We start from the raw sequence: 12638 nt of genomic DNA, 5'->3' as shown, positions 1-12638 counted from the left end.
GAATAATGCTGAAATTCCTACCAATATCTAAGACCGCCCGATTTTTCGGACGGTCTTTAGTTTTTTGTATTGTTTAAAATGTGCCGCAATATTGCATGAGCTGGAGAGATGAATGAAATTCGAATCAGAGTTGCCGTCTAAATTTATAGTCAATTAAAAATAAAATAGTACAATACTCAACTTTTAAGGTCTAACCATGGCATACTCTGCGGACTTAAGAAACAAAGCTTTAAACTATTACGAACAATGCAAAAACATCAGCCAAACCGCAGCGACGTTTAACTTGTCAAGAAACACGCTTTACCTGTGGATTCGCCTTAAAAAACAAACAGGCAGCCTAAAACATCAAGTTACCGGTCTAAATGCCGTCAAATTGGATAGGCAAAAACCGGCTCAATATGTTGGGCAACACCCGGATGCCTATCTGCATGAAATCGCCAAACATTTTGATTGTACGGCAGCCGCCGTTTGCTATGCACTCAAACAGATGGGGATGACGCGCAAAAAAAGACCACCACTTACAAAGAACAAGACCCGGCCAAAGTAACGCATTATTTGACACAGCCGGCCGAATTTTCCGACTACCAACGTGTTTATTTGGATGAAACAGGATTTGACCGCTACCTGTTCCGCCCCTATGCCCGCAGCCTGAAAGGGCAAATAGTGAAAGCGCAGATAAGTGGGAAAAGATACCGACGCTTATCTCTGGTGTCCGCACAAGTCGGCAACCGGCTGATTGCTCCGATGGTTTATCAAAATACGATGACCGGAGTCTTTTTTGAAGCGTGGTTTCAGCAATGCCTACTGCCCGCATTGACTCAAAAATCGGTGATTATTTTAGATAATGCGCGATTTCACCGTATGGGTGTCTTACGGGAAATGGCGGAAAAATGGGGACATAAGGTATTGCCTCTTGCACCTTATTCACCTGAGCTCAACCCGATTGAGAAGGTGTGGGCGAATATTAAGCGGTATCTGCGAACCGTATTGTCTGATTACGCCCGATTTGACGATGCGTTACTGTCCTATTTTGATTTTAATTGACTATAAAAAAGAATTTCTGAGAGGGTAAAGTATGAGCCTCATCTCTACGGTTCGTAACTTCGTCATCTTGTTCAAATTCTTGCTCATTTGCTAAAGGCAAGTTGGTGCTTTGGAAAGATTAAAAAGGTCGTCTGAAAACCTTTGAATACAGGTTTTCAGACGACCTTTCATGTTTACAGCTTTATCTTAATGCTTTTACAGCTTTGCCAATGCCTGATTGAACGTTGCGCTCGGGCGCATGGCTTGGGCGGCTTTGGCTGCGTCTGGGGCGTAGTAGCCACCGATGTCGGCTGCTTTGCCTTGTGCGGCGGAAAGCTCGGCAACGATTTTCGCTTCATCGGCGGTCAGGGTTTCTGCCAACGGCGCAAATGCCGCTTTCAGTTCTGCGTCTTTATCCTGCGCTGCCAGTTCTTGCGCCCAGTAGAGCGTGAGGTAGAAATGGCTGCCGCGGTTGTCGAGTTCGCCTGCTTTGCGTTTGGGCGATTTGTCGTTCAACAGCAGTTTTTCGGTGGCGGCATCCAGCGTGTCGGCGAGGACTTGGGCTTTGGTGTTGCCGGTTTTTTGCGCCAGATGTTCAAACGATACGGCGAGCGCGAGGAATTCGCCCAGCGAGTCCCAGCGCAAGTGGTTTTCTTCGAGGAACTGTTGGACGTGTTTCGGTGCGGAGCCGCCCGCGCCAGTTTCAAACATACCGCCGCCGTTCATCAACGGAACGATGGACAACATTTTCGCGCTGGTGCCGAGTTCCAAAATCGGGAACAGGTCGGTCAGATAATCGCGCAAGACGTTGCCGGTTACGGAAATGGTGTCTTCGCCGTTTTTCAGACGACCCAAGCTGAACTTGGCGGCTTCTTCGGGGGCGAGGACGCGGATGTCGAGGCCGTTGGTATCCAGTTCGGCAAGGTAGGCTTTGACTTTGGCGAGCAGGCTTTTATCGTGCGGACGGTTTTCGTCGAGCCAGAACACGGCGGGCGTGTTGCTCAGGCGGGCGCGGTTGACGGCGAGTTGTACCCAGTCTTTGACGGGCGCGTCTTTGGTTTGGCACATACGCCAGATGTCGCCTGCTTCAACGTCGTGCTGTATCAGGACTTTACCCGCCGCATCAATGACTTGAACTTGACCGTCGGCTTCGATTTCGAAGGTTTTATTGTGCGAACCGTATTCTTCGGCCGCCTGCGCCATCAGACCGACGTTGGGCACGGTACCCATGATTGTCGGATCGAACGCGCCGTATTCGCGGCAGAAGTCGATGGTCGCTTGGTAAACGCCGGCGTAGCTGCTGTCGGGAATCACGGCTTTGGTGTCTTGCGCTTTGCCGTCTTTGTCCCACATACGGCCGGAATTGCGGATCATCGCGGGCATGGAAGCATCGACGATGACATCGCTGGGAACGTGCAGGTTGGTGATGCCTTTGTCGGAATCGACCATCGCCAAATCGGGGTTGGCGGCGTAAACGGCGGCGATTTCGGCTTCGACGGCAGCGCGGGTGTCCGCATCCAGTTTGTCGAGGTTGGCAAGCAGGTTGCCGAAGCCGTTGTTGACGTTGACGCCGGCGGCAGCCAGTTTGTCGCCGAATTTTTCAAAGACAGGCGCAAAGAATACTTTGACGGCGTGTCCGAAGATAATGGGATCGGACACTTTCATCATGGTGGCTTTCATGTGCAGCGAGAACAAAACGCCTTTTGCTTTCGCATCTTTTACTTGTTCGGCAAGGAAGGCAAGCAGGGCTTTTTTGCTCATCACGGTTGCGTCGATGATTTCGCCGGCTTTCAGGGCGACGGGCTCGCGCAGCTCTTTCTTGTTGCCTTGTTTATCGGTGAACACGATGGATACGGAAGTCGCATCGGGTACGGTAACGGATTGTTCGTTATGGAAAAAGTCGCCGCTTTGCATGGTGGCAACGTGGGTTTTGGAGTCTTTCGTCCATGCGCCCATGCTGTGCGGATTTTTTTTCGCAAAGTTTTTCACTGCCTTAGGCGCGCGGCGGTCGGAGTTGCCTTCGCGCAAAACGGGATTGACCGCGCTGCCTTTGATGCGGTCGTAACGTTCGCGCACGGCTTTTTCTTCATCGGTCTGCGGGTCGGCAGGATAATCGGGGACGGCAAAGCCTTTTGCCTGCAATTCTTTAATCGCGGCGGTCAGTTGCGGTACGGACGCGCTGATGTTCGGCAGTTTGATTACGTTGGCGTCTGGCTGTTTCACCAGTTCGCCCAATTCGGCAAGCGCGTCGGGTACGCGCTGCGCTTCGGTCAAATGCTCGGGAAACGCCGCCAAAATGCGGCCGGACAGGGAAATATCGCTGGTTTTGACTTCGATACCGGCATGGCGGGTAAATGCCTGCACAATCGGCAGCAGGGATTGGGTCGCCAGCGCGGGAGCTTCGTCGGTATGGGTGTAGATAATGGTGGCTTTGCTAGTCATGGGATATTCTCTTGTAGGTTAGGTTTTTCTTTTCGAATGCGGCACAAAAGCGCGCTGCGTGGCTATTATGGCATATTTCGGCAGGCTTGGGATATGGTTTTAATATGTTATCAAGCAGCTTGCAAAAAGGTCGTCTGAAACGGCTTAGGTAGCGTTTTCAGACGACCTCTGGTGGAATTTAACTCAGATTATTGAGCATATTTTTTACCCAAGGCTTGAGCAGCTTTTTGTACTTCCTGATTGGCTTGGCGTAAAACCGTTTCCATATTGTGGGTTTTGTCTTGGTATGCCTTCATGAATTGGACAGCCTCTTTGTCTTTCATGTCAATCTTTAGTGCAGAAGCATTTTCGCTGGACAGGATGATCATTTCGTTGGCTGTTTTGCTTGTTTGCAGCATACGGTCAAGAACGGCTTTAACTTCAGCATCTTGAATATTGAGTTTCTCGGCATCTTGAAGGTATTTATCAAGAGCGGGTGTCAACTCTTTGACAGCTGCAAGCGCGGCTGCTTCATCACCTTTTAATGCAGTTTGTTGCAGCTTGGAAGACATTTTCGCGATTTTTTGTGCTTCCGCTCCTGAGATATATTCCATGAATTTCTTCAGGTCTTCCAAACCGGTTGGGGATTTTTTGTCGGAAATGGTGATCGGCTCTGCCAATTTAGGATCGGGAACGGGGAATTTATTGATGATTTCAGCGTATTTACCGGAGAGGGTAACTTCGCCCTCGGCTGTTTGTACGGTAGTGGGTTTGCTGTCAGCCGATTTGCCGGAGTCGCCACAGGCTGCCAATGCCGCAGCGGTGAATAATGCCAAGCCGAATTTTGTTAAGGTGTTCATAAGAGTCCTTTGAAGAAATAGGCAGATAATCGATGCTATCGAAATGATAGACGCTTGATTCTAGCACGGACTCGATTGATATGCTTAAAACTATTTGTATGGAATGGCAGGGTTATTGTTTCGGGATATGTTGAATATCAAAATAAGGTCGTCTGAAATCTGTGTACAGGTTTTCAGACGACCTTAGATTTTGTTGTGGGCTGATTGTTAGGAGGAAGCAGTGACAGACAATTTAAGCAGAGGTATTTCCCCCAATTGTCGGCTGCCGCTAAAACCCAATTAACCCAAATTAAACGCTTTATGCAGGACGCGGGTGGCGAGTTCCATGTATTTCTCGTCAATCAAGACGGAAACTTTGATTTCTGAGGTGGAAATCATTTGGATGTTGATGCCTTCTTCGGCGAGGGTGCGGAAGATTTTGGCGGCAATGCCGACGTGCGAACGCATGCCTAAGCCGACTGCGGAGACTTTGCACACGGTGTCGTCGCCGTCAATGGCGGCTGCGCCGATGCTGTCTTGCAGCTTGGTCAGGATTTCGATGGTTTGTCTGTAATCGCCGCGCGGTACGGTGAAGGAGAAATCAGTGGTGCCTTCGCTGCCGACATTTTGGATGATCATGTCGACTTCGATGTTGGCATCGGCAACCGCGCCTAAAATCTGATAGGCGACGCCGGGTTTGTCGGGTACGCCGCGCACGTTGATGCGGGCTTGGTTTTTATCGAATGCGATACCGGTTACGGCAGCTCTTTCCATGTTGTCGTCCTCTTCAAAGGTAATTAAGGTGCCGTTGCCGCCGTCTTGCAGGCTGCTCAGTACGCGCAGGCGCACTTTGTATTTTCCGGCGAATTCTACTGAACGGATTTGTAAGACTTTCGAGCCGAGGCTTGCCAGTTCGATCATTTCTTCAAATGTAACCGTATCCATGCGGCGCGCTTCGGGTACGACGCGGGGGTCGGTGGTGTAAACGCCGTCTACGTCGGTATAGATTTGGCATTCGTCCGCTTTGAGGGCTGCGGCGAGTGCAACGGCGGAGGTGTCGGAACCTCCGCGTCCGAGGGTGGAAATATCGCCTTCGCTGCTGATGCCTTGGAAACCGGCGACGATGACGACTTTGCCATCGGCGAGGTCGGCGCGCATTTTTTCGTCATCGATGCTTTCGATGCGGGCTTTGGTGTGGGCGGTATCGGTTTTGAGGGCGACCTGCCAGCCGGTGTAGCTTTTGGCATCCACGCCGATGTCTTTCAATGCCATTGCCAAAAGGCCGATGGTCACTTGTTCGCCGGTAGCTAAAACTACGTCCAGCTCGCGCGGATCGGGATGCTCCTGCATTTCGTGCGCCAGCGCAACCAAGCGGTTGGTTTCGCCGCTCATGGCGGATACGACGACAACGATGTCGTGTCCTTCGGCGCGGGCTTTGGCGACACGTTTGGCTACGTTTTTAATGCGTTCGGGCGAGCCTACTGATGTGCCGCCGTATTTATGTACGATTAACGCCATGTTTCGTGCTTTCTTGAGGGGAGTTGGTCGGGCAGCATGGTTTGCTGGAAAAGGGCTTATTATTACTATTTTTTACATGAAATTCAAGGCTGGGACGGGAATAATCGAATTTTCTACCGGAATCGGAGAATAAGGGCGGTGGAGTGTCATTCATGACAAAAGGTCGTCTGAAAACCAAGAGGATGGTTTTCAGACGACCTTTTGTTTCAGTTGGGTAATGAAACCGAATCAGGAGCAATGAATTGACGGTTTGATTGGTTTTGGGAGTATGGTTTGCCGTCAAGCGGTGCGGTGTTTTTTGCCGCGTATCCATTTGGTCAATATGCCGCCTTCACTGCCAAAGATGACGGACAGGGTGTATAAGACGCCGCAACACAAAATAATGGCAGGGCCGGACGGTATTTCGACGTGATATGAAAACAGTAAGCCCGCAAAGCCGCAGAAGAGTGCCAGCAAGACTGACAATAAAATCAACATGCCCATATTTTTCGCCCACAAGCGCGCGGTAATGGCGGGCAGCATCATCAAACCGACCGACATCAGCGTGCCGAGTGCCTGAAAGCCGGCAACCAGATTCATGACTACCAACACGAGAAACGCGACATGCCAAAAGCCGCCTTTCCCGCCAACGGCTTTTAGAAACAGGGGATCGATGCTCTCCAAGACTAAGGGGCGGTAGATGATTGCCAAGACGGCAATCGTTACGCTGGCGGCGATGGCAATCAGTTGCAAGGCGGGGATGTCCACTGCCAAGACGGAACCGAACAGCAAATGCAGCAAATCTACGTTGCCGTCTTTTTGTTTGCTGACCAAGATGACGCCGATTGCCAGACTGCTCAAATAAAATGCGGCAAAGTTGGCGTCTTCTTTCAAGGAGGTAAAACGGCTGACCAATCCTGCCAAAAGAGCCATCAGCATGCCGGCAACAAAGCCGCCGATACTCATTGCCGGCAGGCTCAAACCGGCGAAAATATAACCTATCGCGGCTCCGGGCAAAACGGCATGACTTAATGCGTCTCCAACCAGGCTCATGCGGCGCATCACGAGGAAGACGCCGACAGGTGCGGCACTGAGTGCCAGACAGAATATCGATGCCAGCGCATAACGCATGAAATCGAACTCTGCGAACGGAAAAATCAGTAAATCGTAAAAATTCATGGTGTTTGCCGTTTGGGTTTGAGAATAATCGATGCAGGCGCATTATCCTGATTCTGCTGCATAAGGGCAAATAAGATAACCGCCTGCAATCGTTTTCAGACGACCTTAAAAGGTTGCGGCTTCTGCCAAGATTTTACCTGCCAAGTCTTTGGGCGACAGGTTGGGTTCGCTTTGCAGCGGCCATTCGATGCCGACGGTCGGGTCGTTCCAAATCAGCGAATGTTCGGCTTTCGGGTTGTAATAGTCCGTGCATTTGTAAACGAATTCGGCTTCATCGCTCAAAACGTAAAAGCCGTGTGCAAAACCTTCTGGCACCCACAGTTGGCGTTTGTTTTCCGCCGACAGGATTTCGCCCGCCCATTTGCCGAAAGTCGGCGAACCTTTGCGCATATCGACGGCAACGTCAAACACTTCGCCGACAACAACGCGGACGAGTTTGCCTTGCGTGTTTTCGGTTTGGTAATGCAGGCCGCGCAATACGCCTTTGCCTGATTTGGAATGGTTTTCCTGTACGAAGGTGCGGTCGCAGACGTTGGCCTTAAACCATTCGTCGCGGAAGGTTTCCATAAAGAAGCCGCGCGCGTCGCCGAAGACTTGCGGTTCTAAAAGTTTGACTTCGGGAATGGTGGTATCAATGATTTTCATATTTTCAATTCCACTTGAACGAATTAAGAAAAACTACGCGTGATTCGATGAATATAGTGGATTAACTTTAAACCAGTACGGCGTTACCTCGCCTTGCCGTACTATCTGTACTGTCTGCGGCTTCGTCGCCTTGTCCTGATTTAAATTTAATCCACTATACAATCTGTTTGACCTTACCGGTTTATGCCTGCCAGCAGGCGTAACAGATATTGACCGTATTGGTTTTTTGCCATCGGGCGGGCGAGTTCTTCCAGACGCTCGTCTGAAAGCCAGCCGTTGCGCCAGGCGATTTCTTCGAGACAGGCGACTTGCAAGTCTTGGATGTTTTGCACGGTTTGGACGAATGAAGCGGCTTCGTGCAGGCTTTCGTGCGTACCGGTGTCCAACCATGCAAAGCCGCGTCCCAAAAGCTGGACGGACAATGAGCCGTCGTCAAGATACATTTGGTTGAGCGTGCTGATTTCGAGTTCGCCGCGTGCGGACGGTTTGACTTGTTTCGCAAACTCGACGACGCGGTTGTCGTAGAAATATAAGCCTGTTACCGCCCAGTCGGATTTGGGCTGTTTCGGTTTTTCTTCGATGGATAAGGCGTTGAAGTTTTCGTCAAATTCAACGACGCCGAAACGTTCGGGGTCTTTGACTTGGTAGCCGAACACGGTGGCACCGTGTTTTTTAGAAGCAGCCTGTTTCAGAGTTTGGGTAAACGACTGACCGTAGAAAATATTGTCGCCCAAGACCAAGCAGACGTTGTCGTTGCCGATAAATTCTTCGCCGATGATGAATGCTTGCGCCAAGCCGTCGGGGCTGGGCTGCTCGGCGTAGCTGATGGAGATGCCGAAATCGCTGCCGTCACCGAGCAGTCGTCTGAAAGACGGGTTGTCTTCGGGGGTGGTAATAACCAAGATTTCGCGTATTCCTGCCAGCATCAATACGGACAGGGGGTAGTAGATCATGGGTTTGTCGTACACGGGCAGAAGCTGTTTGGATACGCCGCGCGTGATGGGGTAGAGGCGTGTGCCGCTGCCGCCGGCAAGGATGATGCCTTTCATAAGTTTCTCCTGAAGTGATGTATTTTGATTTTCAGACGACCTCCCTGACTTAGAAGGTCGTCTGAAAACTTATTTTTCTGTTCCTAAGCGTTCCAAACGGTAGCTGCCGTTCAATACATTTTGCCACCAAGTTTTATTGTTCAAATACCATTGCACTGTTTTGCGGATGCCGGATTCGAACGTTTCCTGCGGTTTCCAGCCCAGTTCCCTGCCGATTTTGGCGGCATCGATGGCGTAGCGAACGTCATGGCCGGGGCGGTCTTGCACGAAGGTAATCAAGTCTTCGTAGCGCGCCACGCCGGCAGGTTTTTCAGGAACGAGTTCTTCCAATAGGGCGCAGATGGTTTTGACCACCTCGATATTGGCTTTTTCATTGTGCCCGCCGATATTGTAGGTTTCGCCGACGACGCCTTCGGTAACAACCTGATACAGCGCGCGGGCGTGGTCTTCGACAAACAACCAATCGCGGATTTGCATCCCGTCGCCGTACACGGGCAATGGTTTGCCGTCGAGTGCGTTCAGAATCATCAATGGAATGAGTTTTTCAGGGAAGTGATACGGACCGTAGTTGTTCGAACAGTTGGTTACGATGGTCGGCAGGCTGTAAGTGCGCAGCCATGCACGCACGAGATGATCGCTGGACGCCTTGGAAGCGGAATAGGGGCTGGACGGGGCGTAGGGCGTGGTTTCGGTAAACAAATCGTCCGTGCCGTGCAAATCACCATAGACTTCGTCGGTGGAAATATGGTGAAAACGGAAAGCTTCGCGTTTTTCAGACGACATCTGTTGCCAATAGGCGCGCGCAGCTTCCAGCAGGTTGAACGTGCCGACGATGTTGGTTTGGATGAATTCGCCGGCAGAATCGATAGAGCGGTCGACATGACTTTCCGCCGCCAAGTGCATGACGGCATCAGGTTGGTGTTGTGCAAACACGCGGTCAAGTTCGGCATGATCGCAGATGTCCACTTGCTCAAAAGCGTAACGAGGACTGTCGGCTACATCAGTCAGCGACTCGAGATTGCCTGCGTAAGTTAACTTGTCGAGATTGATGACGGAATCTTGGGTATTTTGGATGATGTGGCGGACAACTGCCGAGCCGATAAAGCCCGCACCGCCGGTAACGAGGATTTTTTTCATGGGATGGGTCTAAGATACAGTACAGCCTTGAATTATAACTGTATACGCGTATACGTGTATACATGGAGGGAATTTAACGACATAGTATTTTTCTTGCCGTTTAGGTGAAATTTATGCCATTCATCTTAATAAATATATTCGTCATTATGGTTATGGTATATTCCAGGCGTTCATCATAAATTCATCCTAGTGTTATCATGACTGCCCGCCAATCCTATCATCTCACCTTCGCCCGATTCTCCCCGTCCCTCTCCGTTAAATCCTTCACCGCCTCCGAAGCCGCCAATACCGCCTACCGCGTCGAAATCACCGCCACCTCCACCGATTCCTCACTGCCGCTGTCTTCCTACCTCAACCAGCGCGCAGCATTTGAAATCCGTCCGCAGGAGGCCGTATTGTCCGAAGTCGCCGCCGCCTTCGCAGCCGGTTCGGACGAGTCTCCGGCGAAACAATGGCAGGGCATTGTGACTTCATGCGAGAAACTGTCGGTCTCCAAGGATGAAACCGTTTACCGCTTTGTTTTAGAGCCGCGTTTCGCGGCTTTAAAACATTTCCAATCTTCCCGACTGTTTCAAAACCAAACCGTCCCCGACATCGTTGCCGCCGTCTTCAAGCACCACGGCTTCTCCGGTGTCGACTACCGTTTCCAAAAAAGCCGCAGCTACAGCGTCCGCGAGTATGTGACCCAGTATCTCGAAAGCGACTTTGCCTTTATCAACCGTCTGTGTGAGGAAGAAGGCATTTGGTATGCCTTCGAACAGCATGAACAACACGGCGATATCGTCGTCTTCGGCGACAGTCCCGAACACTACTTCCGCGACCAAAGCCTACCCGTTTCCTACCGTCCCCATGCCGGACTGGAAAGCGTCGGTACCGAAGCACTCTTCAACTTAAGCATCCGTCACAATCCCATCGTCGAAGGCATACGCAGTGCCGACTACAACTACCGCACTGCCGATACCGACCTCTTTGCCGAAACCGACAACAAACAATCCGAAGAGTCTGCCGACAATACCGTCTTATTGGGCAAACAGCAAAACTGGGGCCTTCATCCCAAAACCCCCGATGAAGCCAAAGTTCAGACGACCCTGTTGAACGAAGCCGTCCTCTGCCGCCAAACCGTCGCCAACGGCAGCGGCAACGTCGTCTCCATGGCACCGATGAAAGTGTTCCAAACCGATACCGCCTTCCCCGAAGCACCCGACGGCTGGCTGGTACTCAGCATGGAACACAGCGGCAGTCGCGATACCGCCTACAGCCACACCTTTACTGCCGTTCCCGCCCAACTCGCCTTCCGTCCCGAACGCACCACCCCGCGCCCCCATATCGCCGGCACACTGCCCGCACGGGTGACCGCAGCAGAAAACTGCACCTACGCCTACATCGACGACATGGGACGCTACCGCGTCAAACTGCCGTTTGATTTGGACGAATGGAGTCCCGGCGGAGAAAGCCGTCCCGTCCGACTGGCCAAACCCTATGCCGGTCCCGAATACGGCATCCACTTCCCCCTGCACGAAGGCACCGAAGTCATGCTGTCCTTCGTCCAAGGCAACCCCGACCGTCCGTATATCTCCGGCGTCATGCACGACAGCGCCCATCCCGATCATATCCCTGCCGATTGGAACACAAGGAACGTCATCCGTACCTGGGCGAATAACAAACTGAGGATGGAAGACCAAAAAGGTCAGGAACACATCAAACTCGCCACCGACTACCAAAAATCCCAACTCAACCTTGGCCACATCGTCGACAGCGGTAGGACAAAACGCGGAGAGAACGGCGAAGGCTTCGAACTCAGAACCGACGGCTGGGGTGCGGTACGGGCGGGTAAAGGCATACTCGTCAGCGCACAAAACCAAGACGCCAACGGCAAAGTGCTGGATATGGACGATGCCATCGCCCAACTCGAACAGGCACTCTCCCTCGCCAAAAGCCTGAACAAAGCCGCCCAAACCGCCAACAACCACCACACCGATGAAGAAACCCAAAGGGGTCGTCTGAAAGACGCCCTTAAAGACCTCAAAGAAGCCGGCTTGATCCAAACCGCCCCTGCCGGTATTGCTACCGTAACCCAACAAAGCCAACTGCACACCGCCAATGAAAACATCCACCTCGTCAGCGGTAACCATACCGACATCACCGCCGGTCAAAGCCTGACCGCCCATGCGGCAGAAAGCCTCAACCTGTTTGCGCAAAGCAGCGGCATCAAGGTGCAGGCCAATCAGGGAAAAGTGGAAGTGCAAGCACAGAATGACGAATTGCAGCTGAATGCGCTGAAGGATGCAACGTTAACCAGCAGCGCAGGGAAAATCACCATTGCGGCGAAGGAAGAGATCCTGATTACCTGCAAAGGGGCGTATATCAAACTGGCGAACGGGGAGGTGGAGATCGGGAGTCCGAAGCTGGTTAGGGTGAAGGCGCCGCTGGAGGTGACGGGGCCGAATGGTATAAATACACGAATGCCATTGCTTCCTCAGACTGGTTTGTTTAGTAGACGTTTTGATTTTAGTAGCATATTTACGCCAGATTTTTTAACTGCAGGCATTAGTTATCAAGTCATTAATAGAAGTCAAAATTCCGAGCGGATTGAAGTGCTTGATGAAAAAGGTAGAACATCAAGATTTTATGGGGATTCGAAAGATGAAATCGAAATTTCTGTGATAGGTAAGCTGACCAAAGAGCAAAAATGGGCTCTAATCCCAGATAATGAGACAGAACATGAAGATCACTGTTGTGCCTGTGATGATGAAGAAGATCATGATTGCGAAGAAATATCTGAGACGGAAGAAGTCGTCGAGGATAATTTATTGGAAGATTACAACCAATTCGGAAATTAATATACTTA

9 protein-coding genes are annotated in these 12638 nt (G+C 51.3%); 2 read left to right on the top strand and 7 right to left on the bottom strand.

The annotated features are described in order from the left end of the window. The first annotated feature begins 196 nt into the window (after window positions 1-196). Window positions 197-1044 (top strand): IS630 family transposase gene (locus ACMYUL_RS01965; RefSeq protein ID WP_415771798.1). Its coding sequence is split into 2 segments (ribosomal slippage): window positions 197-512 and window positions 512-1044, totalling 849 coding nucleotides; the frame shifts between segments, so codons are not numbered across the junction. A 195-nt stretch (window positions 1045-1239) separates the two neighbouring features. On the opposite strand, the gene ACMYUL_RS01960 is transcribed toward ACMYUL_RS01965, so the two are convergent. The 7 genes from ACMYUL_RS01960 to rfbB form a co-directional block, all read right to left on the bottom strand. Further along, window positions 1240-3465, bottom strand: a complete 2226-nt coding sequence (locus ACMYUL_RS01960) for an NADP-dependent isocitrate dehydrogenase (RefSeq protein ID WP_415771796.1) — start codon at window positions 3463-3465, stop codon at window positions 1240-1242. Between the two features lie 188 nt (window positions 3466-3653). Continuing rightward, the gene (locus tag ACMYUL_RS01955) at window positions 3654-4304 is read right to left on the bottom strand and encodes a hypothetical protein (RefSeq protein ID WP_342031940.1); all 651 of its coding nucleotides are present in this window, start codon (window positions 4302-4304) and stop codon (window positions 3654-3656) included. A gap of 279 nt (window positions 4305-4583) precedes the next feature. Continuing rightward, window positions 4584-5801, bottom strand: coding sequence for an aspartate kinase (locus ACMYUL_RS01950; RefSeq protein WP_415771794.1), 1218 nt, complete (start codon window positions 5799-5801; stop codon window positions 4584-4586). 279 nt (window positions 5802-6080) lie between these two features. Beyond that, window positions 6081-6959: a metal ABC transporter permease gene (locus tag ACMYUL_RS01945; protein WP_070513958.1), complete on the bottom strand. Its 879-nt coding sequence runs from the start codon at window positions 6957-6959 to the stop codon at window positions 6081-6083. Window positions 6960-7064: 105 nt separating this feature from the next. Continuing rightward, the gene (rfbC, locus tag ACMYUL_RS01940; RefSeq protein WP_049231254.1) at window positions 7065-7604 is read right to left on the bottom strand and encodes a dTDP-4-dehydrorhamnose 3,5-epimerase; all 540 of its coding nucleotides are present in this window, start codon (window positions 7602-7604) and stop codon (window positions 7065-7067) included. Between the two features lie 173 nt (window positions 7605-7777). After that, window positions 7778-8653, bottom strand: coding sequence for a glucose-1-phosphate thymidylyltransferase RfbA (gene rfbA / locus ACMYUL_RS01935; RefSeq protein WP_003761467.1), 876 nt, complete (start codon window positions 8651-8653; stop codon window positions 7778-7780). 69 nt (window positions 8654-8722) lie between these two features. After that, complete coding sequence (rfbB, locus tag ACMYUL_RS01930; protein ID WP_415771791.1) at window positions 8723-9790, bottom strand: dTDP-glucose 4,6-dehydratase; 1068 nt, start codon at window positions 9788-9790, stop codon at window positions 8723-8725. A 197-nt stretch (window positions 9791-9987) separates the two neighbouring features. Here rfbB and ACMYUL_RS01925 point away from each other — a divergent pair, with 197 nt between their 5' ends. Further along, window positions 9988-12630, top strand: coding sequence for a type VI secretion system Vgr family protein (locus ACMYUL_RS01925; protein ID WP_415771789.1), 2643 nt, complete (start codon window positions 9988-9990; stop codon window positions 12628-12630). The last annotated feature ends 8 nt before the right edge of the window (window positions 12631-12638 follow it).

It is taken from the genome of Neisseria sp. CP9, assembly GCF_047758525.1.
Taxonomy (GTDB): domain Bacteria; phylum Pseudomonadota; class Gammaproteobacteria; order Burkholderiales; family Neisseriaceae; genus Neisseria.
Note: the sequence above shows the minus strand (reverse complement) of the source record. Positions and strands in the feature narration are given on the sequence as shown.